Consider the following 23,363-nt stretch of genomic DNA (forward strand, 5'->3'; position numbering starts at 1 on the left):
AATTCCAACAATATAAAACAATTCTACGAACGCAAATATCCATTCTCCTGTTTAACTGCTTTTTGAGCGGCTAAATTTAGATAATCAAATGGATTATTAAAGTTCGGTGAAAATAGCATATCCAAAAATGCTAATTGATCTATCGTTCCACCATTTTGAATTAGACCTGAAACAGTATTAGCTGACTGTGAAACATCGTGTTGACTCATTAACTGAGCTCCCAAAATCTTTCGGCTATTCTTGTCATAAACTAGGATGACCGTTACTTTAAAGTCATCTGGCATAAATGTCGGACGATACGGTCCTTCATAAATAACACTGCCAACATTAAATAATTTGGCTTTGGCATCTTTTAGGGTCATCCCTGTAACCGCCACTGTCTGATCAAAAATTTGCATACCCATTGTTGCTTGAGTTCCAATGGATCTAACTTTTCGATCAAACACATTGATTCCAGCCAACATCCCTTCACGAACTGCGTGGGACGCTAACGGAAAATACTGCTCTGAGTCGGTTGGATTGAAATGCACGATTGCATCATCTCCGGCTGCCAAAATATCAGGATCAGACGTATGCATATATGGATCAACTACAATCGCACCATTTTCCAACATTTTAACCTGACCTTGTAAAAGACTAGTTTCTGGAATTACTCCAGCACTCACAACTGCCATATCGACCTGATATTTTTTATTATCAGTGGTAGTTATCGTTAATCCACCATCAGCCGAATCTAAAAATGCATTGGCATGAGTTCCTATAATTATATGAACACCTTTTGCACTTAGGGTCGATTCAATTTCTATTGAAATAATTGGTTCGACATATTTATCCAATAAATAAGGCTTATTATGAATCAACCAAACTTCGTGCCCAGACTTGGCAAAACCTTCAGTCAATTCGACTCCGGCATAGCCACCACCAATGATTGCTATCCTGTGTTTTTCAGTAGTATTTACACATAAGCTTTGTGCCTGATCAAAAGTTTTACATAACAAAACTTTCGAATTCTCAACGCCACTGATTGTTGGTATGGCTGTTAAAGATCCAGTTGTCATAATCAATTTATCGTACGTCGAAGTTTCAATTTCTTTAGTCACCAAGTCTTGAATAACTAGTGAATGTTTCTGATGGTCGATATGAATTACGTCATGATTTAACTTCAAATCGATCCCTTGTTTCAGAAAATCTTTAGGTTCAATATCTAATGCATCTGATAAGGTTTTGACAGTTCCTTCCAAATGTAAATAGGCTGCACAAGATAAGTATGATATACTGTTTTGCCGTTCATAGACTGTTATTTCGGTTTCAGGATAATCTTGTGAAATCTGTCTAATCGCTGTCATACCGGCTTGCGTGCATCCAATTACGACAACTTTCATAATTTATTTTATTTTTCCTTTATTCTTTATTTTATCTCTAGTATAGTTGTCTTTAGAGATTTGTATAGCCCAATTAGGAGGTCATTTTATTGAAAAATTTTTATCGTTTTTTTATTCAGCCTCAAATAGCTACAAAAACTAATTCAATCATTGGTTATGAACTATTAATGAAGCAATATACGAATAAAGGCTGGCGTATTCCTGAATCTTTTTCGGATATTGATTCTAATATTGTTGCCAATTTACTTGTTCGTACTACAAAAACTTTATCTACAAAAGTCAATCAACTCTCAATTAACATTAATCGAGACCAATTGATGACCACCTCGATTTCCAATGCCCTCGTTCAAAGTCAAAAACAGCTTTATCCCACTAGACTAATCGTTGAATTGACAGAAGATAACAACTCAAAAACTTACACGCATGAAGAAATCCTGTCTCATATGAAAATTTTTTGGGAGAACAATATTCAAGTTTCACTCGATGATGTTGGCTCTGGCTTAAATCAATATGACGATATTCAACAATTATTGCCGTTTGCCTCAGAACTAAAATTTGCTCTACAAAACTTTCCCAATAAATTAGTCGACCCTGAGATACAAAATAAGATCCACTTTTGGCGTGCTATGAGTATGGAATATAATCTACGCTTAGTATTGGAAGGTATTGAAAATCAAAACGATGATCAATTGAGTGATAAATTAGGCATCATTTTCAAACAAGGTTATTATTTTGGTAAACCTCGTCTATTGAAGCTACCTGAAGACCATTGTCCACAATCAGCTTAGAAAAATTGACACGACAAAAGGAACCACTACTCAAACGATTAGGTTTGAATAGTGGTTCTTTTGTTGAAACAAAATGTTTCTTCTATTTAAAATATTCTTTAGCAAAATCAAGCACGTTAACTTTGTATTTATCGCCAGCGACCTTCATTGAACCCGCATGAGCTGCACCCTTAACAATCCACAATTTCTTGGGACCTTTAGCATAATCATAGTTTTGATAGGCATTCTTTGTCGGAACAAATGTATCCTTTGAACCATGGATTACGTAAAGCGGCACCTTGCTCTTTTTCAAGGTGTTTCGAGTACTAGCTTGGTAGAAGTTGTATCCCGCCAATGCATCGGCGAAAAGACTTGCTGTTGGTACGATAGGAAAACTAGGTAAACCAAACATTTCTTTTAACTGGTAATCCAATTCACCAGAAATAGTTGAATAACCACAGTCTTCGACTGCAAATTTAACATTCTTAGGTTTCTCACCTAAGGTATACATCACGGTAGAAGCTCCCATACTGACCCCGTAAAGGCCAATCTGAGACTTTGAACCGAACTTTTGGTTGATCATCTTGATCCAATTATTCATGTCCTTACGGTCTTTCCAGCCATAGCCAGCGTACTTACCCTGACTCATGCCAAAAGAACGATTATCGGGTACTAAAACGTTGTACCCAGCTTCATGAAACATCTTCACAGATGAACCCATGTACTTACTTGCACTGCCATAGCCGTGAACGACGACAACAGTCTTGTCAGTTTTTTCTGTAGCCGGCAAATATCTGGCTTTTAACTTCAAATTATCTTTTGTAGTTTGTTCCCAAATATCTTGCTTTTGCTTGAGAAGCCAACGGTCATTTTTTTGCAATGGACCAGCTGCCTTACTAGCATAACCACTTTTACTGAAAGCATAATTGAACATGTAAGCACCGGCACCGATATCGGCAACCAATACTACCCCGACTGTTACTAAAAGAATTACTTTAAGATATTTTTTTAATCGCATAATTTACCCTACTTAAATTATTTCATCGCTTAGTAATTTTAAGCTAATTGGTAAAATAATTGCAACTATAATCTCTAAGCGTTCTCTTGAGAAATCTTTTCATCACGAGCACGGTTAGCACTGGCATCTTTGTGGAACCAGTGAATATGTGAATCAAAGAATGCAATCATATCGTTCATGAAATACATAATGTATGTCAAGAACATAACGGGACTAGCATCACCTTGTGTAGCTGTAATTCCCCAAAGAACGATTGACATGATACCTTGAGCTGTCCAGAAATAATATTGTTCACGGAAACGCAATGTACATAACAAAGCACCTGTGAAACCAATAGCTGCAGCAACGGAATCAGTAATAGGACGAGGACTGATGAACAAATGTGTATCCATCAAGTATAGTAATCCCCATGAAACTAAGAAGAATGCGACTGTATTAAGCCATTTCATACCAGTTAAACCATGAATATGCTTTTCAGCATCCTTGGCCCATTGTGGACTGATCAAAACTGGAATATCCAAAAGAACGATGTAACTAAGTTGTAGAACAACGTCTGAGAAGTTCTTAGCATTGATAGCAACAAAGATATAAATAAGTGCTGAAACTAATCCTAATACACCGTTAAGTGGCTTAGCGTTGGTAATAGCGATAGTACATGTGAAACCTAACACGGCAGCTAACCATGTCCAAATTGCGATGGGTGTAATTGCGTGTGATACGGTTGATGCTGTGATGGCCCCCAAGCCAAACATTAATAGCATGTAACTTCTGAAACTCCAGTGTTTCATTTGTTCAACATACCATCTTGGATCGAAAATACTCATATGTCTCTTCTCCTCTGGATTGAAAACAGAATGTATGATTTTGGCATTTATATTCTGAATCAATCAAATTTTATTTATCCCTCAAACTGTATTTATGAAAAAATATCAATTTAACCGACAGCTAAAATCATACCACCAAATGGAGCATAATTGTTACCAATGATTTGAGATGTAATGGCGCCATATCGCTGTAAAACGCTTACTATACCTACTACGTTAGTAATTTATCATTTGATACAATATGTTGCATTTTCTAATTTCATAACACTATATATAGTTATAACGGTTAAGAACTTTTTTAACATATAGTCATTTGGTAGATGTTTTTAGAAAAAAAAAGACCTCGAGCATTCTCGAGATCGAATTGATTATTAAATTTTACCAACTAAATCAGCACCAGGTTTTAAAGTCTTTTCCCCGGGATGCCAATTTGCAGGACAGACCTTGTCGCCATTCTCAGCAACAAATTGAGCTGCTTGTAGAGTTCTAAGGATTTCTTGAGCATTTCTACCGATACCCATAGCATTAATCGTGTAGGACTTAATAATGCCCTCAGGATTAACGATAAAGACTCCTCGATATGCTTGACCGCTCTCTTCATCTAGAATATTGAAGAAATCAGTTAATTGATGTTTTTGATCAGACAACATTGGATATTCAATCTTACCAATTGTGTCAGTCGTCTCAGCCCATGACATGTGTGAAAATTGGCTATCGACGGAAACTGAATAAATTTCGGCGTTAGCAGCTTGAAAATCTTTGTATGAATCTTGCAAGTCACTTAATTCTGTAGGACAAACGAATGAAAAATCAGCAGGATAAAAGAAGATAACTGACCATTTACCGAGTAAATCTGACTTGCTGACTTCTTTCAGCTCGCCCTTTTGATATGCCTCTAATTTAAAGTCTGGTATTTCTTTATTAATATAGTTCATTTATTAGGCCTCCCTAAATTATGTCTTAATTATATTCTAATCACTGATGCTATGCAATTTGTTTGCACATGTCTATCATAACAAATTTGGAAAATAAGTGTAATTTCTTTCTGCCGTCTCCGGGTGACAGAGATTGGGGACTGCTGTGAGGACCGGTGCGAGCCAAAATACGGTCTCGCGCCTCGCTTTGAAGACTTGCAAAAACAGCAAGTCTCCAAAGTCGTCCGTGGTGTAAGAGCTAAAGCTCTAACGCCACCTTCACTGCTATTCCCCCATCTCTGTCACCCTCCGACTAATTTTATGAGTTTTTGAAATAATCAGTAGAAATTTATTAATAATCTACATATGAGGCTACTTTATTACAAATACTTTATAGTCTAAGATCATTTGGATACTTTTATATTCGATTAATATTAATTAATTCGGCGGAAAAGTTGAAAAATATTTATGTGCTGAAGAAGTGGTATGAGGGCGAAAGATACAGATAGCCCCACATATTAATCATTTCAATATTATTATAATCTCAAAACATCATTCGTCTTAATGATGTAATATAGAAATCAGGCGTTTGGATTTACAATTTCATGATAAAACACAATTAATAAAGGGATTGATTTTATGACAAATGAAGCACAATTAGCTGCTATTAAGAAGTTTTCTTTCGATAAAATGTCTGGAGATGCTACTGGACATAACTTCGACCATATTCAACGGGTTATTAAAACTGCTAAACGGATTTTGCAAACTGAAGATGCTGATCCATTGATCACTCTGGCTGCAGCCTACTTACATGACGTTGCTGATGATAAATTGGTTGATGATCCTGCTGCTTTAGAACACGAAATTAAAGAGTTTTTATTAAGTATCGACTTTTCTGAAGAACAAGTTGATGAGGTGCTCTACATCATCCACAACCTATCCTTCAGTAAATCGCTGTCGAAGAATCCTCCTAAATTGTCTTTAGCTGGTCAAATCGTTCAAGATTCAGACCGTTTGGATGCTATTGGAGCGATTGGGATTATTCGGGCCATTTACTACGGTGGTGCTCATGCGGAAACTATTTACGACCCCACTATCGAACCACGTCAATCGATGAATAAAGCTGAATACCGTAATTTAAATAATGAAACAATTATCAATCACTTTTACGAGAAATTATTGAAATTAACTGCTATGATGAATACCCCTACTGCTAAAAAGATTGCTGAGAAACGTCACCAATATATGTTGGACTTTCTCGACGAGTTTAAAGCTGAGTGGGATGCAGAAAAATAACAAATGAGGGAGAAATTAATTTTGGTATCATATGAAGAACAAGATAAACAATATTATGAACACATTCTCAGAAACCTTAAGGACCGTGGCGTTGAGCTAAAAGACATCGCGGAAATCGTCATTTTTTTGGAAAAGGATTACGTTGCTGGCTTAAATGAGGAAGTTTCAATCTATGCCATCAACAAAGTCCTTCACAAACGTGAAGCTCAAAATGCTATTATGACCGGAATTGAATTGGATGTTTTGGCTGAAAAAGGTCTCTTGTCAGCTCCAATGCAACGTATTATGCAAACTGATGAATCAACTTATGGTATTGATGAAAATATGGCGATCACTTTGGCCAGCCTCTATGGTTCAGTTTCCGTCACCAATTATGGTTACGTTGATAAATTGAAGCATGGTATTCTTGGCAAACTAAATGACAAATCAACCGGTAAAATCAATGTTTTCTTGGATGATTTAGTTGGTGCTATCGCTGCCGCCGCCTGTGGTTGGTTAGCTCACAACGAACGTGAAGTTGATAAATTACTAAATAAATAAGGATACAAAAAAAGTCGACTTTTCAGCCGGCTTTTTTCATACCTTTAAACAACTACTAATAAACTAATATCGGTATGTTCGGAAACATAACGCGTAACCGATCCCACAAAAACTCTGGTAAAGGCACTAGTTCCGGTTTTACCCATAACAATCAAATCAATTCCATTTTCTTTCGGGAAACGAACCAATTGCTCACGTGGTTCACCATCTAATAGATTAACTTTAGCCGTTAATCCGGCTGACTTTACAATATCATGAGCTTTCTTCAAATCACTGTTAGATGCTTTTTTCATATCTTCAATCAATCCCGGTGCATATGAAACACCAACATTCATTGGCAAATTGGCCGTATTGACGACTGATACCAAATAGAGTTCCGAGTCAAACTGCTTGGCCAAATCAACAGCTGAGTTTAATGCATTGTAAGCGCTCTGGCTACCATCGATAGCCACTAATATCTTTTTATACATAACAATCCCTCCTATTTGTATCCTTTACCTAAATTTTACCAAGTTCCGGAAAAATATGTTAATAATTAGACAAATAATTAATAAAGTTTTGTATACTTAGTGTGAATAGTAAATAATTTTTATAGGGGATTAGTTATTATGCAGACTAAACAGAAACTGGAGCTCATCGAACAAGAATGTCAAATTAGAAATGATTTGAATAAAATTCAATTTACCCACTATTTTAGTAATCAATTCATGGAAAAGAATACCAAGTTCTTTTGTATTGAAGAATTTTTTGAATCCGTGGGTGTAACAAGTCAAAACGCTTTAGAACGTCTGCCGATCGAAGATTGGGAAGCACATGTCCAAAAATCGACCATTTTTTCGTCATGGCAGGAAATGCTCGACTGTGCTGGTCAAGAGTATGCATTAAATAATTTCTATTGACTGCAAAATTCTGTCAACTGAATTAATCTATAATTATAAAAATAAAATAGCTCACTATTCTTGAGGTAATAACCAAGAATAGTGAGCTTTATTTTTACGCATAAATAAATTTCTAATTTCTATAACCAACATGTGCCATTGCTGGAACTTCATCCCATGCGACCGGATAACCAGCTCCATGCGCGCAAAAGACTGAATCGGGAGTATTTTCCAAATCTGAGACTGGATCATAATCTGCTGCCGCAATTACTTCTTCAGCATTGTGACATGGTCGATATCCGTCCACGATACTTTCCAACTGACCTTGACCATGCGTGTATGAATTGACTGTTTGGGCGTACCCTTGCATCTCTGAAACCGGGGCAAAACCAGTTATAGTCGGCAAATTCAATTCACCTTGAGTTGCGGACATATCGGGAGCGTCAAAACTGCCACTCATCTTTTGAATATCATTCATAGCGCGGCCGACCTGATCTCGGGTAACCTCTAATCGGAAACGATACCATGGTTCCAGTAATTGACACTCGTTATTTTGCTTAGACATCATTAGTCCCTGACGGACCGCACGCCATGTTGCTTCACGAAAATCCCCGCCAACTGAATGGACGTTACTGGCTCGACCGTTAATCAGAGTGATTTTCATATCAGTTATTGGTGAGCCTGTTAAAACGCCCAGATGTTCTTTAGATTTCAAATTTGACAAAACTTGATGTTGCCAATTGCTGGCCATAACATCCAAACTACAATCAGTATCAAAAACTAATCCACTGCCTGCTGGTAATGGCTGCATCAACAAATGGACCTCCGAATAGTGACGTAATGGCTCGAAATGACCGACTCCTTCAATATCTTGAGTAATTGTCTCTTTATAAAGGATGCTGCTTTCACCAAAACTAACATCTAAGTCGAAACGTTTTAATAATAATTGTTGTAAAATTTCCAGCTGGACTTCACCCATAATTTGAATACGGATTTCTTGTAAGTGACTTGACCACGACACATGTAATTGCGGATCTTCATCTTCCAACACACTTAAAGCCGTTAAACAAGCATGAATGTCGTTTTCCTTAGGGTCTACAGCATAGTTTAAAACCGGTTGAATCGTTGGCTTCAAACTATCTTGAACATTGCCAAGTCCCATTCCCGGATACGTATCAGTCAATCCCGTGATTGCACAAACTCCGCCTGCCATTATTTCGGGTTCAGTTGTAAATTTGGCTCCGTCATAAACTCGTAATTGATTAGCCTTTTGATCTTTAACCAAGACAGTTTTATTAGGTAATACGCCACCTGTAACTCGCACCCAAGTGAGACGTTCACCTTTTTCATCATGCGAAATCTTGAAAACCTTTGCAGAAAAATCAGCTGAATAATTGTCTTCAACTGTCCAATGATCCAATCCATCTAGAAAATCATCGACCCCATCGACTTTCAAAGCTGAACCGAAAAAGCATGGAAATACCTGACGCTTCTTAATCATCTGTTGAATAGTCTCATCAGCGATTGTTCCATCATCAAGAAACTTTTCTAAAACATCGTCATCTTGCATGGCAATCTCTTCATAAGATTCTTCAACATCTTGACCATTGAAGGCCACACATCCAGGTGACAATTGTGCTTGTAATTGTTTCAAAACTGCCACTTTATCAACACCGTCAGCGTCAATTTTATTGACAAAAATAAACGTTGGGACTTGATAATGTTCCAATAAATGCCACAGCGTTCTAGTATAACCTTGCACGCCATCGGTAGCGGAAATCACTAAAATTGCATAATCTAAGACGCTCATGACTTGTTCTGTCTGTGAAGCAAAGTCCACATGTCCCGGAGTATCCAATAAGCTCAATTTCAAATCATTATATTTAAGATTAGCCTGGTGGGAGAATATTGTAATACCACGTTTCTTTTCCAATTCATCGGGATCCAAAAAGGCATCACCTTTATCAACTCGACCCAATTTCCGTAATTCACCGGATCGATAAAGCATTGCCTCAGAAAGCGTTGTTTTCCCAGCATCAACGTGAGCCACAATCCCCGCTACAATCTGTTTCATAATATTCTCCCCTCCAGAATTAATTCACGCTAATTAGTTTATCACATCAACCACATTTCTATGTGCAGGGATACTTATTGAAAATTAGCAATTAAATGGATCAACCATAAATGTAATGGATAGAAAATATAAAACAAATATTTCAATTGAGCACTGTACTTTCCAATTTTCCCATTGTAAAAATGCAACATTGGAATAATCAGAATAAAGAAAATATCACTAGCATTCATTGCAATACCATCAAAAATCATCAGCGGATTAAAATCTGCACCTATCAAAACTGTTGGTAATTCGATAACTGCTATTAAAACTGCCAACAGTAGATACCATAAATTACGTTTTTTAGCATTCTTATAAGTTAATTGAGTAATAAACATGAACGGTACAATGACAAAACTTCCTTCTAATAATGGAACACTTCCCAAAACTAATAATATAATGGAAAGAATCCGCAAATTTCGGCGCTTTGTTTTACCCTTCTGTTGATTGTCCCATAGCCAAATTACAACTGCACCAAGGGCTAGGGTTAAAAATATGTTATCTCCTGTGATTGACATTGAATATTGTTTTCGTAAAACAAATATATTCATCAAATAGTTGCCTAATCCCATGAAAATACCCCAGCCAATCAAGCGGCTGAGATAATTTCTGCGACTGTGAGTGTAAAACATCCCTTCAACAACTAAATAAGCAAATCCGACTGCTACCACTCGCGTAGTAATATGAAAGAAGTCAGCTAAGTATGGTGATATAAAAAATGTAATATGATCCAAAACCATCAATCCCATTAAAATGATTTTGAATGTTTCTCGATTCATCGCCTTTGACAAATTATCAGGTGTGAATTGTTGCATAATTTAATCTCTCCTTTAAGTATTACTCACATTATTAAGAATTTTTTTGCGAATGTAAATATACCTAACACAACCGTTAGTGCTATATTACAAATTAGTAAGAAAAAACCTTGGAGTTGATTAAAAATGTCTAAATTTCACAAGTTTCTCCATTCAAATGGTTATTACGTCACGATTGCTTTAGCTGGATTGGCTTCACTGACCATTTTGGTTTTGAGTTACATCCCTGGTTTTGACGTATCTCGAGCACCGTATTTAGAAATTGATATTGCAACATTATTAATATTCTCATTCGATTATTTTGGTCGTTTATATTTAGCCAAAGACAAATCCAAATTCTTTCGTCACAATATTGTTGATCTGTTGGCAATCATGCCATTCAATACCCTATTCAACGCCTTTAGAATTTTTCGAATCGTCAATGTAATTCGTTTTACCAAGATTTTCACGCTGGTTCGTTTTATTGGAACTGCTGGAAAAATGCAGAAGAATGCCAAGAAGTTTCTTAAAATAAATGGCTTTATTTATTTGACGATTATTTGTGGAATCGTCCTGGTCACCGCTGCCATTACTTATTCATTAGCTGAAGGTGCTTCTTTGAGCAATTCATTTTGGTGGGCAATTGTCACCGCCTCAACTGTTGGCTATGGCGATGTTGCGCCAACCACACTAGTTGGACGTATAGCTGCCATTTCACTGATGATTGTTGGGATTGGCTTTATTGGAACCTTGACCAGTACAATTACCAACTACGTAACAACCGAGAAGAATGTCAAAAATGAGGATAAGCTGGATAAAATTCTTCTCAAATTAGATAAAATTGAGAAAGAGAACCGAAAACTAAGAAAAGATGTCATTGAATTGAAGGCAAAAGAAACGCTCGATGATCATCAAAATGAGTAATTATCCATTTGAAGTATTAAAAAAATACCTTTTCTTATAAATATTTAAACTTTTATTCACATTTTTATTTTTACTGTAATATAATAATTTTGTTAGAGGAAAGCCCAAATATGCGATAATACCCAAAATTCTCATTAATACCATTCTTCGACAGAATGACTCTTCTAACACAAAAGCCCACTACTCAGCAGCAGTGGACTTTTATTTTTTTATCAGTGATTTTTCTTTAAACATTCTATACCATGCCATATCAAATTCGAATGGAATCTCCTGGCACTTCTCGATTATACTGTACTCAAATATTGAGGAGTGACCGATGAAAAAACGAATAATGCCACTGTTAGGACTTTTACTAACAATCATACCAATGAGCCATACCACAGTCGTTGAGGCTCAAGCCAACCACGAAATTAAATTCGTCAAAACTTATAATAAATTACGAAAAATCAACCAAAAACTTAGCCACAAGTTGTATGAAGAACAACAAGCTAATACAAAGAGTTCAGAGGATTGGGCTAAATTTGTTAAGAATATTAAGTTTCTCAAGAACAACCAAGTCGAACTTTACGTTACGTCTAGTTTTAAGGAATTGAAATCATCCCAACGTGAAAATATTGTTAACCAAGCACAATTATTTACTTTAAGAATCGCGGATAGTTGGAAAGATTTTGGTCAGACTACCTATATGGATGGCTTGGCCACGATTATCTTTTGTGATGGTGGTTACGTTGGTAGATCTAAATATTTGGATAATAAGGAATTTACTTGGAATAAATAGTATTTATAAGGGAGCATTCAAAATGGATGTCCCCTTTTTTTGATTCTCTAGTTAACTAAAATCAACTTTTTACCAGCGCTAAATGAACCATCAGATACATCCCTATTAAATAAGACTCATCTTTGTCAAAACAGAATAAGAAACAATAATTTATCGAAAAGCAATAAAACACTATCGTTTTTCGATAAAATAATGCTATACTCAAATCATAAATTATGACGAGGTATTTCATAAATGAAAAAAGAAACGATTTTTCTGAGACTAACAATTTACGTAATGGGACTAATCATGTTGGCTTTCTGTGCCATTGTGGTTCCACACTATTTAATTGGATCCAACAATCTGATGCCTGACATACCAGTTTTTACAATTCTACTAGGTTTGGGATTATATGCCAGTGCAATTCTTTTCTTCACCATACTATTTCAAGCGCTTAAACTTTTGCATCTAATTGATCAAGAAAATGCCTTTTCAAGTGCTTCTGTTAAATCATTGAAAAACATCAAACAGTTTGCCTACTCAATTTGTATAATTTACATCTTGGAATTGCCAATATTCTATGCCTTTGCCGAAAGAGATGATGCGCCTGGAGTTATCTTAGTCTGCGCTGTCTTTTCCGGAGCACCATTAGTCATTGCGATTTTTGCAAGTGTACTAGAAAAATTGTTACGACATGCTATTAAAATCAAGTCTGAAAATGATCTGACAATTTAAAGGGAGGCATTAGTAATGAAATTACCGACACTCTTTTTAAGATTCACCCTCTGCATCATGATCTTCTTGCTAACAATAATCAGCTTGAGGTCGTTTCCCAGCCTACTAATATTCATGAACGAGAATAGAACTTCTTTACTTATCTTAATTCCCTACGCTGTCTTACTGTATGGTTCAGCAGTTCTGTCATATGGCATTATCATCCTTGCTTGGCGACTACTCTACTTAACCGATCACGATAGGTTATTTTCAAAAGCAGGAGTCCTTGCCGTAAAGATAATAAAAATATTTTTCTACACTATTGCTGTCATTTATGTACTCGCAATCTTTGGTGTTTGCGAAGAAGCTAATATACTTAACGCCCCAGCTCCAATAACAATCGAACTATTTCTAATCATCCTCGGATTAACAATTGGAGTTTTTGCGCATGTATTACAAAAAATTATGGAGGTTGAGATATTAAAATGAAAATATTAACAAATTATCTTAGAGCTATTTTGATATTATTGGCATCACTTTTAGTATTGATCTTCATCTATCTATTTCCGGATTTTATAACCGCCGGCAGTTACACCCATATCAGCATCTTTATAAAAATATATTTTGGTATCGGACTTTACATATCTGGAATACTTTCTTACCTCATAATTGGGTTTACATGGAAGCTGCTACACTTGACGGATAAAAAAACTATTTTTACAACCAGCGGTGTTCATATACTCCAAAGAATCAAACAAATTTTTTACACCATTGCTTTCATTTACATCGTTCTCGCCCCAGCATTCAGATTGATGAATTCAAACGACGACTCCCCAATAGGCATATTATTGGATGTATTTCTAATCATGCTTGCTTTAATGCTGGGAACATTCGTTAATGTACTGCAACTCGTTGTTCAGAAGCGTACCGCAAATTATAAACAGAAACCGGGTCTCAAATATGATAATAATTAATTTAGACCTTATGCTCGTTAAAAGAAAAATGAGTTTGACCGAACTTTCAAAAGAAGTCGGAATAACCATGGCAAATTTATCAATCCTCAAAAATGGTAAAGCAAAAGCAATTCGTTTCTCTACACTTGAAGAAATCTGTCGCGTTCTGGATTGCCAACCCGGAGATATTTTGGAATATAAGGATTCCGATACCAATTAATAATTTTCAACACATAAATAAAAGGAGTTCATCATAATGACGAACTCCTTTTGCGTATTAATAAACTAATAAAACGTATGATTATAATATTTTAAACTGAAATTATCTTCAAAAACAACTTTTGACAACGAAACATTATCAGGTACGGCAATTACTCGCTTAAAAGGTGCCGACTCCAATAATAAGGCGCTTAAACCAATTGAAATTGAATTACCGTGGGATACAAAAACAACGTTTTGATAGTCGCTTTTCGCATAATAATCAATTGCTTCTACCATTCTGTCCGCCACTGATTGAATCGATTCGCCACCTTGAGGTGTCATAGTTGGATCATTTTCGTAATATCTGGCAACATCCCTCGGAAACTCACTTCGAACTGATTCCAACGAACGGCCTTCCCAAGTTCCAAAGCCAATTTCTTGGATTCTTTTATCAAATACTTCATTTTGGGTATTCAATTGCAAACCCTTGGCAGTCTCTTTAGTTCTAATCAAGGGACTGCAAACCAACAAATAATTATCAGGTAAAGCTGCCTTCATCCCTTCGACAGATTTAGTCAATTGTTGTTGGCCAACTTCATCTAATTCTGAGTCAGTTTGACCGCCTTGAAATAATCTTTTTCCATTTAATACTGTATGTGCATGTCTGATAAAGAATAAATTAGTCATTGATTTGAAAGTGTCCTATCTAATTATTTGTTCGTTGATTTGCTTAGGTACACTTTTAATATTAGCACTCTTGTTTGTTTTTATATGGTTGAATTATATTTGGCTCCTTCATAAATTTAGATAATATATTTTCCAAAAAATAGTCAACCAAATGCCATTCGTTATCTGTGAACCATCTTCCTGCCCCGAAGATTTTATATTATGACTAATTTTCTTTTAACAAATAACTTTATAAATCACATTTTTACCATAGCTTTAATAAATGATTCCTTGATTTAAGAATATTTATATATATTAACATAGAATGGAATATACCAATTTAGATAGATATAATAATTAAATACTAAAAAAAGGAATATATATTATGCGAAGCGAACATAGTAACAACAGAAAAAAATGGTATCAAAAAAAGAAGTTCTGGATCATATTTTTAATTACGATATTTATTATCTCAGGAATAAATAGTATAGGCTCTAAAAGTAATAAAAATTCTAGTCATGAGAGCACAAATATTGCTCAAAACAAAGTAACTAAAACTGCGTCAAAAAAGAAAACAGATTCTAACAACAAACAAAGCAGTAAAACTTCAGCTTCGAAAAAAGAAGAGGTTCCCAAAAAACCAAGCGTTCCAACTGAGTATTTATCAGCTTTAAATAAGGCAGAGTCTTACTCAAACTTTCAACATTTGTCCAAAAAAGGGTTATTTCATCAGTTAACATCCGATTATGGCGAAAAGTTTTCTCAGCCAGCTGCACAATATGCAATAGATAACCTTAAGGCAGATTGGAATAATAACGCCTTGGAAAAAGCAAAATCATATCAAAAGAATCTTTCAATGTCACCAGAAGGAATCCGTGACCAATTAATATCTGAATACGGTGAACAATTTACGCCTGAAGAAGCTAATTATGCTATCAACCATCTAAAATAATAGGAGTCTAATATGACAAACTTCAAAAATAAAAGTTGGATTGCTAAATCGGTTACCCTACTTCTTAGTCTTTTCTTTATTATCGGACTAACTGGATGCGGAAATAACAGCACTTCATCATCTGAAAAACATAGTACATCTTCTTCAAGATCTAAACAAAAGAGTAAGAAAAAAACAGACAATGAAGAATCAAAGGCAATTCATGACAAAACAGAAAATGATTCAAAAAAAGAAAACGAAATAAAATCTTCAGAAGATGATAATAACAAAAAAGAAACCGAAAAAGCTGAGTTGAATAAATCAGAAACTAATTCTGGTAAAAAAAATGATAACAACGCAAATAAACCTGCAGGTTCTCCAACACAGACACCTAATAAAAATATCCAAAAGAATTCAAATGCTAACAATGTTCAAAGGAATAACGCACCAACAAATAATCATCCATCGAAAGTAACACCTCCAAAACAAGCACAAGTTCCGTCAACCAATAAAGGCAATTATACGTTTATAAATAGTAATGTTGGTCCAGTAATTGGTGATTCTAAAACTCATATTTATCACCTTCCCTCTCAAAAGATTTATAAAATTAGATCAGATCATTTCGTCCGATTTGGTAATCAACAAGAAGCAAAAAATAACGGTTATCGTATCTCTAGACGCTAAAAAAGCTCAACAATATTTAAAATTATTGTTGAGCTTTTTCAGTTCACACTTTCTGGTATTGATGAATAATCAACTCCATTTTTTTTATGTCTTTATTAGGAAAAATAAAGAATATTACTCTTATAAAGGTAATAAATTGATTACAAATTGATACTATAGGGGGTGCAAATTATGCTTTTGAAAATCTTAGGCATTCTAGCATTGATTATCTTGTTTTTTATTATTTGACAAAAAAAAGCTTACATTAATCTGTGAACTCTTTTTTAAGAGAAACTTCGGTTCTATTTAAGGTGAGTACAGGATTTGAACCTGCGCGCCCGCGTATAACGGGTTCGCCGGATTTCGAGTCCGGTGCATTACCACTCTGCCAACTCACCATGAAAGGTCTGTAGAATGTCTACAAACCTATTTTAAATTAATATTGCATCAGAGTAAACATGTCATACCCTTTAATTTTATCGCGACCATGCAAATCAGTTAATTCGATCAAGAAAGCAGTCCCAACTACGATACCGCCTAACTTTTCAATCAACTTGATTGTGGCAGCTAAAGTACCACCGGTTGCCATCAAATCGTCCACTACTAAAACCTTTTGGCCGGGTTTGATAGCGTCTTTTTGCATGTAAAGTGAAGCTTGACCATATTCGAGGTCATACGAAACCGAAACAGTTTCACGAGGCAACTTACCCTTTTTACGAGCAGGAGCGAAACCAATGCCCATCTTGTATGCCACTGGACATCCCACGATGAAACCACGTGCTTCAGGACCAGCAATCATTTCTGCACCTCGGCTTTTGGCATATTCAACAATCTTATCGGTTGCTGCAGCGTATGCTTTACCATCAGCCATTAATGGTGAAATATCTCGAAATAGTACACCAGGTTCTGGAAAATCTTGAACATTAGCAACATATTTCTTAAAATCAATATCCATTTTTATAAATTCCCCATTCAACCTAACAATGGCAATCGTAATCACTCATCCAGGACAAGAGATCGTCAAAGTTGGATTCAATTAATATTTTTTCAACATCATTGCGTTGTAACCTCTTCAAATAAGTCGGAGATTCAATCAATTCGCGTTGTTGTGAAGCATTAGCTTTTTCAACAAAGCCATTTACCATTTTAACAAAATTTAACTCAAAAAACACTTTTAAATAAAAATCTACGTCGATTTTTTGTAAATTTAGGTACTTTGCAACTAAATCCATTCCATCCATCGTGATATTTTGATGAGTGTATAAATACTTCAAAAGCGTTTTCATCTTAATCATATCAGGCTTTAAATATCTTTCCGTCAAATCGGTATGGAAAAATAACGCTGTATGTTGAGTATTATTTTCTTTTATAAAATTTTTGAATAAATCTAAATTATGTGGTCGATCATAGATCAAAATATTCTTGCCGTCACACTCTTCATCATATCGAATCAGCTTAGCTTGAACATTCGAACGTTTGGCTGCTTCATAATAAACTTCATTAAAGAAGACAATGCTGTCAAAATGATTCAAAATTGAAGTTGAAAGTCTCTTATTACGATAATCCAAATAAATTTCTTTCAATCCAGCAATCTTTTTAGCTTCTGGTGAAACTTGGAAATCATCAAGCATCAACTGCAAATTCTTGCGGCCAGCCCACTCGTTGATACCAATTTCACCATAAACATCACAAATATCAGTATTCATAGCCTGCTCTTGAGCAAACATCCCAAAACCAATTGCGGCAACCTGACGACTATTATCGGTCACATTAACTTTCAAATGACTGCCATCTTTACCAATTGACTTGGCTTGGCTCAGAGAAACATTGCTCAACTTGATAACTGGCTTAGGATTACCCATTCCAAACGGAGCTAATTGCTGAATCTGTTTGATTAAATCCATATTCAAATCTTCAATTTTCAAATTTAAATCGTAATCTTTAATAACAGGCGCTTGAGGGTCGAAATCTTGTTCCTTAGGCTCTGCTTGCAACAATTCAGTTAATTTGTCCAGCTGTGCTTCTTCAATTGAGAATCCGCAAGCTTGGGCATGTCCACCAAAGGCCATGAACAAATCATTATGCTTATTCAAAGCTGTAAACAAGTTGAATCCTTCAGGACTTCGGCCAGAACCTTTCATCACACCACTGTTCTCATCGAATTGGGTTGCTAAAACCGGCTTATTTTCTTGATCCATTGCCCGACTTGCAACGATTCCCAACACTCCTTGGTGCCAATCATTACCTTTTAAAACTAACACACCATTATCTTTTTGCGCAGCAATTTGACTCTGGGCATCAGCAAAGGCTGACTGAACTAATTCCTGGCGTCTTGAGTTGATATCTTCAGTTTCATCAACAATTTCTTTGGCGAACGATTCATCACCGGTCGTCAACAATTCAACCCCAGATGAAGCATTTTCCAAACGCCCTAAAGCATTGATCCGTGGCGCAATTTTGAAACCAATATCTTCTTCGCTAATATCAGAAAGCTTGATTTTACATTTCTTAAGCAGTGCCGTTAAACCGACATGATGGTTCTTCTTCATCTGTTTCAAGCCTTCGGTTACAATGACCCGATTTTCACCTTTTAAGGCCACAGAATCAGCTACAGTCCCAATGGCAGCCAAATCAATCAAATCCATCGCATCTTCGCCGAGTAAAGCATCCGCAATCTTGAACGCCACTCCGGCCCCAGATAAATAAGGACAAATATATTCAGAACCAGGAATCGTTGGATGCACGATAGCATCAGCTTCTGGCAATTCCGCTGGCAAATCATGGTGATCAGTCACAATAACCTTGATACCACGGTCTTTCATATACTTAATTTCATCCTTACCGCTGACACCATTATCGACAGTTATTAATAAATCAATCCCTTGGTCAGCCAAGAATTTATAACGATCCATGTTAGGACCATAGCCATCTTTGAAACGGTCCGGAATGTAGAAAATTGGCTTATTACCCAACTTTTGTAAAGTTAACTTCATAATTGATGTACTCGTGACACCATCGGCATCATAATCACCATAAATAGCGATTTTTGCCTCAGATTGAACGGCTTCATCGATTATTTCGAGCGCCTTATCCATATCGTGCAATCCGAATGGATCCTGCAACTCTTTGGAATCACTATGTAAAAAAGTTTCAATATCTGCAGTATCAGTAATATCACGTTCCAGCAACAATTCTGCTACTATCCGATCAACGTGCTTTTCTGCTGCAAATTTGGTTATTTCTTCATTTGTGGGATTCTTACGCTTTTCCCAATTTATTAAAGTCAATCCATCACCTACTAACAATTAGTTAATTATATCAATTTTCAAACCGAAAAAAAAAGCCTTGAAATATCATTTACAATCTAATTTCGTAAACGAGACGTTCCAAAACTCCTTTTAAGGAATCATTAAGAAAAGACTGCTAAAGTACCTTTATTGGCTGGTTGACTACTTACCAATGAACCTTGCAGAGCCCAACGGTTAGTCCCACCATCAGCACAAGTAATCAGTGTTAAAATACTTTGATTTTGCACATCGTCTAGCAGATAAACAGCTGTCGGCGGTACAATCTTCTTGAAGTAAATTTTATAAGTATAGACACGTTTCATATCGGTAATGTAAGCTAAGTCACCAATTTGAGCATTTTCCAGTGGCGAGAACAAGGCACCTTTATTCGTCATATAATGACCAGCCAAAGCATAATTGGACTTGCCCATTTTTTCATTTTCCTTCATCGTGCCACCACCAGTTGATAGAGCATTGTCACTCAAACCAACAACGATTGGCAAACGCAAGTTAACTGAAGGAACGGCCATTTTTCCGATGACAGCAGCATCATTGTTGACTGAAGCTTTCGCAACTTGACTAGCTGAAATTGGTTTAACCTTATTAAAGTCAAATTGACCCTTTTTCTTCGAGTTCTCTTTGGCTTTCTTAGCCGTTAATGTCGTCAAATTTTGATTAGAAATCCGTTTGACTGCATATTCTTTAATCGGTTGATTAAAGATCAAAGCTAAAGCCACCAATAATAAAATGATGGTTCCAAAAATTGAAAAGAATTTCTTCATAGTTTTCATTCCATTTCAATGAATTTACAATATAATTTATATTTTAGAACATTCGTGGTAAAAAGTTAAATCTTTTAGCGCCGTCTCCGGTCATCAGCAATATAGTCTGCTATGAGGACCTCCAACTTTTGTATACCCTAGTTTATCTAATTTTAAATATTCAACTAATTATTTAAATAGCTTTATTTAGAGAACGTTTATGTACAATAAGGAAACCAGCACCATAAAAAAATTAGTTGGAAGAGCTGAGAGTATTCATCTGCCGCGAAAGTGGCGTTAGAGCTTTAGCTCTTACACCACCGGGCGTGTTGGAGACTTTCCGCTTTTTGGAAAGGCTTCAACCGAGGTTCGAGACCGAACTTTGGCTCGGGCCGTTCCGCGCAGCAGATGAATACTCTCAGCTCTGGAAACGACATACTTCAATAAATCTAAATTAATTAATTTTAATGTTTACCAAGTTTACTAAAATGCATATCCCAAAGATAAGCTATAATAGAATCATATATTTAGAAACATAAATGAATCTGGAGGTAATTTTATGAGCATTCTTGTTTTAGGTGGTGCCGGTTATATCGGTTCACACACTGTTGATCATCTTTGTGAACTCGGCTATGACGTCATTGTAGCAGATAATCTATCCACGGGTCACGTTCAAGCTATCAACGAAAAAGCTAAGTTTTACGAAGGTGATGTTCGTGATAAAGAATTTTTGATCAAATTATTCCAAAACGAAACTATCACTGATGTTATCCATTTTGCTGCATTTTCAATTGTTCCAGAATCAATGAAAGATCCGCTCAAATACTTTGATAACAACACTTATGGAATGATTACGCTCCTACAAGTGATGCACAACTTTGGTGTCAAACACATCGTCTTCTCATCAACCGCTGCCACTTACGGCGAGCCTAAACAAATTCCAATTAAGGAAACTGACCCAACCGTTCCAACTAACCCATATGGTGAAAGTAAGTTGGCAATGGAAAAGATCATGCATTGGTGTGACGTCGCTTACGGCATCAAGTTTGTTGCCTTGAGATACTTCAATGTTGGTGGTGCTAAGCCTGATGGTTCAATCGGTGAAGACCACAATCCTGAAACTCACTTGATTCCAGTTGTTCTTCAAGTAGCCGCTGGTCAACGTGACGAATTGACAATCTTTGGTGACGATTACGATACTAAAGATGGTACCAACGTTCGTGACTATGTCCACGTTGAAGACCTCGCTGAAGCTCACCGTTTAGCTATGGAATATTTACGTGCTGACAATGACAGCAATGTCTTTAACCTTGGCTCTTCAAATGGTTTCTCAAACAAAGAAATCCTTGAAGCTGCCAGAAAAGCTACTGGTAAGGAAATTCCTGCTAAAATTGGTCCTAGACGTCCCGGCGATCCAAGTACCTTGATTGCTGATTCAACTAAGGCTAGAACAATCCTTAAATGGCAACCTAAGTACGATGATGTTGAAAAAGTCATCAGCGATGCTTGGAATTTCAAATCTAAACATCTAAATGGTTATGAAGAAGATTAATCATAACATTTCAAAAAAGGAGAAACTCGTGTGAGTTTCTCCTTTTTTGACGTGCCTATAAATAATTATGACGTCGTTTATTTTCTCTAAAGAATTCAGCTTAAAATAAATATTCCAAATCACTAGCAGCAGTCGGATAAGCCATAATTTGCTTAATAACATCCTCATGAGTCATGTGATCTTTAATTGCCATAGTCAATAAATTAATCAAACTATCAGCATTGTTGCTAAGTAAAGTTGCCCCGATAATTTCTGACTTATCGTTCAAAACAATTCTGATCTTAGCTTTAGGGTCGTTAGTATGGCTATATGTAAACCAACCAGTAACATCCTGATCAACCACTTCGGCACCTTCTTGTACACCGACTTTAGCCAATTTAGGACTGCCATAGACAACAGTTGGAATCAATGGCAACTCCAAATCTTTATCAGTTTTACCAGTCAAAATATCACTGACATAATTTGCTTCAAATCCACCTACTGGAGTCAACTTAGGCTGTTTAGTATCGACAACATCCCCGATAGCATAAATATTTTTATTAGTCGACTGCAATTTGGCATTAACAACGACACCGTGACGAGTATACTCAACGCCAGCTTTTTCAAAATCTAAAAAGTCAGTATTAGCAATACGTCCAGTCGCACCAATCACCAAATCGGTTGTTAATTCAAAACCATCTGCGGTTATAGAATAGCGACCATCAGCTTGTTGTTCAATCGCTTGTGTATCAACATTAAAATTGAAATCAACACCTTTAGCCTCTAGTTGCTTAACCAATTCCAAGGCATAACCCTCATTGAAGCCCTTCAAAGGATGGTCATTATGATGAATGACATGCACTTTAGCACCTGTGGCATTCGCAATCGTGGCCATTTCAAAGGCAATGTATCCGGCACCGATAATTGTAATATCCTCTGGCATCTTCTTCAGTGATAAGAAATCAGTACTTGATAACAAGTGTTCTTTTCCCTTGATATTCAAGTAACTAGGACGTTGACCAGTCGCAATAATAAATTTACCAGCTTGGTAATGGTCTTGTCCATTGACAACAATTTCATTTTCAGAAATAAACTTGGGTTGTCCATCAATAGCTGTAATACCGGCATTAACGATACCATCTCGACTGCCTTTAGAAACAGGATCAGTAAATGTCTCTTTAAAAGCCTCAAGTTCTTTCCAATTAACATTTGGAAGTTCATCAAAGCCTTTACCTTGCAACTGTGCAATTCGATCACGTGCTTCAACACCACTCAAAAGTACCTTTTTAGGATCACAACCACGATTAGGACAAGTCCCACCCCAAAGGTTATTTTCCACAATAGCAACATTTTGCCCATTACTCTTCAAATTATGAGCAGCAGCCAACCCAGCAGGACCGGCACCAATAACAATCGTATCAAATTTTTCCATATGAATTCCTCCAATAA

25 protein-coding genes and 1 tRNA gene are annotated in these 23,363 nt (G+C 36.2%); 13 read left to right on the forward strand and 13 right to left on the reverse strand.

The features are described 5' to 3' along the window. Positions 1–23: 23 nt before the first annotated feature. Positions 24–1,382, reverse strand: coding sequence for an FAD-dependent oxidoreductase (locus JP39_RS06400; protein WP_041501808.1), 1,359 nt, complete (start codon positions 1,380–1,382; stop codon positions 24–26). Positions 1,383–1,471: 89 nt separating this feature from the next. Here JP39_RS06400 and JP39_RS06405 point away from each other — a divergent pair, with 89 nt between their 5' ends. Further along, complete coding sequence (locus tag JP39_RS06405; RefSeq protein WP_041501807.1) at positions 1,472–2,170, forward strand: EAL domain-containing protein; 699 nt, start codon at positions 1,472–1,474, stop codon at positions 2,168–2,170. A gap of 82 nt (positions 2,171–2,252) precedes the next feature. Here JP39_RS06405 and JP39_RS06410 read toward each other — a convergent pair whose 3' ends face one another. From JP39_RS06410 to JP39_RS06420, 3 genes are all read right to left on the reverse strand, one after another. Further along, positions 2,253–3,167 carry an alpha/beta hydrolase gene (locus JP39_RS06410; protein WP_041501806.1) on the reverse strand — a complete coding sequence of 305 codons (915 nt, stop codon included), beginning with the start codon at positions 3,165–3,167 and terminating at the stop codon, positions 2,253–2,255. Positions 3,168–3,241: 74 nt separating this feature from the next. Further along, positions 3,242–3,991 carry a nicotinamide riboside transporter PnuC gene (pnuC, locus tag JP39_RS06415; RefSeq protein WP_041501805.1) on the reverse strand — a complete coding sequence of 250 codons (750 nt, stop codon included), beginning with the start codon at positions 3,989–3,991 and terminating at the stop codon, positions 3,242–3,244. Positions 3,992–4,362: 371 nt separating this feature from the next. Next, positions 4,363–4,926 (reverse strand): peroxiredoxin, encoded by a 564-nt coding sequence (locus JP39_RS06420; protein WP_041501804.1) that lies wholly within the window; start codon positions 4,924–4,926, stop codon positions 4,363–4,365. A gap of 618 nt (positions 4,927–5,544) precedes the next feature. Between JP39_RS06420 and JP39_RS06425 the strand changes: the two genes are divergently transcribed. Together JP39_RS06425 and JP39_RS06430 are read left to right on the forward strand one after the other, a co-directional pair. Continuing rightward, complete coding sequence (locus JP39_RS06425) at positions 5,545–6,201, forward strand: HD domain-containing protein (protein ID WP_041501803.1); 657 nt, start codon at positions 5,545–5,547, stop codon at positions 6,199–6,201. Positions 6,202–6,222: 21 nt separating this feature from the next. Next, complete coding sequence (locus JP39_RS06430; protein WP_048698847.1) at positions 6,223–6,741, forward strand: phosphatidylglycerophosphatase A family protein; 519 nt, start codon at positions 6,223–6,225, stop codon at positions 6,739–6,741. Positions 6,742–6,785: 44 nt separating this feature from the next. On the opposite strand, the gene JP39_RS06435 is transcribed toward JP39_RS06430, so the two are convergent. Next, positions 6,786–7,211: a universal stress protein gene (locus JP39_RS06435; protein ID WP_048698848.1), complete on the reverse strand. Its 426-nt coding sequence runs from the start codon at positions 7,209–7,211 to the stop codon at positions 6,786–6,788. A gap of 138 nt (positions 7,212–7,349) precedes the next feature. Here JP39_RS06435 and JP39_RS06440 point away from each other — a divergent pair, with 138 nt between their 5' ends. Further along, complete coding sequence (locus JP39_RS06440; RefSeq protein WP_048698851.1) at positions 7,350–7,640, forward strand: hypothetical protein; 291 nt, start codon at positions 7,350–7,352, stop codon at positions 7,638–7,640. Positions 7,641–7,752: 112 nt separating this feature from the next. Here JP39_RS06440 and JP39_RS06445 read toward each other — a convergent pair whose 3' ends face one another. After that, positions 7,753–9,693, reverse strand: a complete 1,941-nt coding sequence (locus JP39_RS06445; protein ID WP_041501802.1) for an elongation factor G — start codon at positions 9,691–9,693, stop codon at positions 7,753–7,755. Between the two features lie 74 nt (positions 9,694–9,767). Then, a complete protein-coding gene (locus tag JP39_RS06450; RefSeq protein WP_048698854.1) occupies positions 9,768–10,547 on the reverse strand; it encodes a TraX family protein in 780 nt (259 codons plus the stop codon). 126 nt (positions 10,548–10,673) lie between these two features. Between JP39_RS06450 and JP39_RS06455 the strand changes: the two genes are divergently transcribed. The 6 genes from JP39_RS06455 to JP39_RS06480 all read left to right on the forward strand — a co-directional run bounded on the left by JP39_RS06455 (position 10,674) and on the right by JP39_RS06480 (position 14,094). Beyond that, positions 10,674–11,450: a potassium channel family protein gene (locus JP39_RS06455; RefSeq protein ID WP_041501801.1), complete on the forward strand. Its 777-nt coding sequence runs from the start codon at positions 10,674–10,676 to the stop codon at positions 11,448–11,450. Between the two features lie 316 nt (positions 11,451–11,766). Next, complete coding sequence (locus JP39_RS06460; protein ID WP_041501800.1) at positions 11,767–12,228, forward strand: hypothetical protein; 462 nt, start codon at positions 11,767–11,769, stop codon at positions 12,226–12,228. A 234-nt stretch (positions 12,229–12,462) separates the two neighbouring features. Then, complete coding sequence (locus JP39_RS06465; RefSeq protein ID WP_041501799.1) at positions 12,463–12,942, forward strand: DUF2975 domain-containing protein; 480 nt, start codon at positions 12,463–12,465, stop codon at positions 12,940–12,942. 15 nt (positions 12,943–12,957) lie between these two features. Continuing rightward, complete coding sequence (locus JP39_RS06470) at positions 12,958–13,410, forward strand: DUF2975 domain-containing protein (RefSeq protein ID WP_041501798.1); 453 nt, start codon at positions 12,958–12,960, stop codon at positions 13,408–13,410. Next, positions 13,407–13,895, forward strand: coding sequence for a DUF2975 domain-containing protein (locus JP39_RS06475; protein WP_041501797.1), 489 nt, complete (start codon positions 13,407–13,409; stop codon positions 13,893–13,895). Before JP39_RS06470 ends, JP39_RS06475 begins: the two co-directional genes overlap by 4 nt. Further along, complete coding sequence (locus tag JP39_RS06480) at positions 13,882–14,094, forward strand: helix-turn-helix domain-containing protein (protein WP_041501796.1); 213 nt, start codon at positions 13,882–13,884, stop codon at positions 14,092–14,094. The genes JP39_RS06475 and JP39_RS06480 overlap by 14 nt, the downstream gene beginning before the upstream one ends. A 65-nt stretch (positions 14,095–14,159) precedes the next feature. On the opposite strand, the gene JP39_RS06485 is transcribed toward JP39_RS06480, so the two are convergent. Next, positions 14,160–14,762: a histidine phosphatase family protein gene (locus JP39_RS06485; RefSeq protein ID WP_041501795.1), complete on the reverse strand. Its 603-nt coding sequence runs from the start codon at positions 14,760–14,762 to the stop codon at positions 14,160–14,162. Between the two features lie 364 nt (positions 14,763–15,126). On the opposite strand from JP39_RS06485, the gene JP39_RS06490 reads away from it, so the two are divergent. Together JP39_RS06490 and JP39_RS06495 are read left to right on the forward strand one after the other, a co-directional pair. Next, the gene (locus JP39_RS06490; RefSeq protein ID WP_041501794.1) at positions 15,127–15,693 is read left to right on the forward strand and encodes an Ltp family lipoprotein; all 567 of its coding nucleotides are present in this window, start codon (positions 15,127–15,129) and stop codon (positions 15,691–15,693) included. 12 nt (positions 15,694–15,705) lie between these two features. Continuing rightward, the gene (locus JP39_RS06495) at positions 15,706–16,356 is read left to right on the forward strand and encodes a RodZ family helix-turn-helix domain-containing protein (RefSeq protein ID WP_041501793.1); all 651 of its coding nucleotides are present in this window, start codon (positions 15,706–15,708) and stop codon (positions 16,354–16,356) included. A 288-nt stretch (positions 16,357–16,644) separates the two neighbouring features. On the opposite strand, the gene JP39_RS06500 is transcribed toward JP39_RS06495, so the two are convergent. From JP39_RS06500 to JP39_RS06515, 4 genes are all read right to left on the reverse strand, one after another. Next, positions 16,645–16,733 (reverse strand) — tRNA-Ser (locus tag JP39_RS06500). A gap of 38 nt (positions 16,734–16,771) precedes the next feature. After that, the gene (locus JP39_RS06505; RefSeq protein WP_041501792.1) at positions 16,772–17,290 is read right to left on the reverse strand and encodes an adenine phosphoribosyltransferase; all 519 of its coding nucleotides are present in this window, start codon (positions 17,288–17,290) and stop codon (positions 16,772–16,774) included. A gap of 22 nt (positions 17,291–17,312) precedes the next feature. Next, complete coding sequence (recJ, locus tag JP39_RS06510) at positions 17,313–19,640, reverse strand: single-stranded-DNA-specific exonuclease RecJ (protein ID WP_245626317.1); 2,328 nt, start codon at positions 19,638–19,640, stop codon at positions 17,313–17,315. 104 nt (positions 19,641–19,744) lie between these two features. Then, positions 19,745–20,404, reverse strand: a complete 660-nt coding sequence (locus tag JP39_RS06515; protein ID WP_041501790.1) for a class A sortase — start codon at positions 20,402–20,404, stop codon at positions 19,745–19,747. A gap of 538 nt (positions 20,405–20,942) precedes the next feature. On the opposite strand from JP39_RS06515, the gene galE reads away from it, so the two are divergent. After that, on the forward strand, positions 20,943–21,935 hold the full coding sequence (gene galE, locus JP39_RS06520; RefSeq protein ID WP_041501789.1) for a UDP-glucose 4-epimerase GalE: 993 nt from the start codon (positions 20,943–20,945) through the stop codon (positions 21,933–21,935). A gap of 100 nt (positions 21,936–22,035) precedes the next feature. On the opposite strand, the gene JP39_RS06525 is transcribed toward galE, so the two are convergent. Next, complete coding sequence (locus JP39_RS06525; RefSeq protein ID WP_041501788.1) at positions 22,036–23,346, reverse strand: dihydrolipoyl dehydrogenase family protein; 1,311 nt, start codon at positions 23,344–23,346, stop codon at positions 22,036–22,038. Positions 23,347–23,363: the final 17 nt, after the last annotated feature.

The sequence above is a fragment of the Companilactobacillus heilongjiangensis genome (assembly GCF_000831645.3).
Classification (GTDB): Bacteria; Bacillota; Bacilli; order Lactobacillales; family Lactobacillaceae; genus Companilactobacillus; species Companilactobacillus heilongjiangensis.

Bases quoted from the DNA above. Each gene is read 5' to 3' on its own strand.
- JP39_RS06420 (WP_041501804.1), bottom strand. From the start codon at position 4,926: ATGAACTATATTAATAAAGAAATACCAGACTTTAAATTAGAGGCATAT.
- JP39_RS06435 (WP_048698848.1), bottom strand. From the start codon at position 7,211: ATGTATAAAAAGATATTAGTGGCTATCGATGGTAGCCAGAGCGCTTAC.
- JP39_RS06445 (WP_041501802.1), bottom strand. From the start codon at position 9,693: ATGAAACAGATTGTAGCGGGGATTGTGGCTCACGTTGATGCTGGGAAA.
- JP39_RS06470 (WP_041501798.1), top strand. From the start codon at position 12,958: ATGAAATTACCGACACTCTTTTTAAGATTCACCCTCTGCATCATGATC.
- galE (WP_041501789.1), top strand. From the start codon at position 20,943: ATGAGCATTCTTGTTTTAGGTGGTGCCGGTTATATCGGTTCACACACT.
- JP39_RS06440 (WP_048698851.1), top strand. From the start codon at position 7,350: ATGCAGACTAAACAGAAACTGGAGCTCATCGAACAAGAATGTCAAATT.
- JP39_RS06525 (WP_041501788.1), bottom strand. From the start codon at position 23,346: ATGGAAAAATTTGATACGATTGTTATTGGTGCCGGTCCTGCTGGGTTG.
- JP39_RS06475 (WP_041501797.1), top strand. From the start codon at position 13,407: ATGAAAATATTAACAAATTATCTTAGAGCTATTTTGATATTATTGGCA.
- JP39_RS06425 (WP_041501803.1), top strand. From the start codon at position 5,545: ATGACAAATGAAGCACAATTAGCTGCTATTAAGAAGTTTTCTTTCGAT.
- JP39_RS06410 (WP_041501806.1), bottom strand. From the start codon at position 3,167: ATGCGATTAAAAAAATATCTTAAAGTAATTCTTTTAGTAACAGTCGGG.
- pnuC (WP_041501805.1), bottom strand. From the start codon at position 3,991: ATGAGTATTTTCGATCCAAGATGGTATGTTGAACAAATGAAACACTGG.
- JP39_RS06480 (WP_041501796.1), top strand. From the start codon at position 13,882: ATGATAATAATTAATTTAGACCTTATGCTCGTTAAAAGAAAAATGAGT.
- JP39_RS06455 (WP_041501801.1), top strand. From the start codon at position 10,674: ATGTCTAAATTTCACAAGTTTCTCCATTCAAATGGTTATTACGTCACG.
- JP39_RS06485 (WP_041501795.1), bottom strand. From the start codon at position 14,762: ATGACTAATTTATTCTTTATCAGACATGCACATACAGTATTAAATGGA.
- JP39_RS06450 (WP_048698854.1), bottom strand. From the start codon at position 10,547: ATGCAACAATTCACACCTGATAATTTGTCAAAGGCGATGAATCGAGAA.
- JP39_RS06400 (WP_041501808.1), bottom strand. From the start codon at position 1,382: ATGAAAGTTGTCGTAATTGGATGCACGCAAGCCGGTATGACAGCGATT.
- JP39_RS06465 (WP_041501799.1), top strand. From the start codon at position 12,463: ATGAAAAAAGAAACGATTTTTCTGAGACTAACAATTTACGTAATGGGA.
- JP39_RS06495 (WP_041501793.1), top strand. From the start codon at position 15,706: ATGACAAACTTCAAAAATAAAAGTTGGATTGCTAAATCGGTTACCCTA.
- JP39_RS06460 (WP_041501800.1), top strand. From the start codon at position 11,767: ATGAAAAAACGAATAATGCCACTGTTAGGACTTTTACTAACAATCATA.
- JP39_RS06490 (WP_041501794.1), top strand. From the start codon at position 15,127: ATGCGAAGCGAACATAGTAACAACAGAAAAAAATGGTATCAAAAAAAG.
- JP39_RS06515 (WP_041501790.1), bottom strand. From the start codon at position 20,404: ATGAAGAAATTCTTTTCAATTTTTGGAACCATCATTTTATTATTGGTG.
- JP39_RS06505 (WP_041501792.1), bottom strand. From the start codon at position 17,290: ATGGATATTGATTTTAAGAAATATGTTGCTAATGTTCAAGATTTTCCA.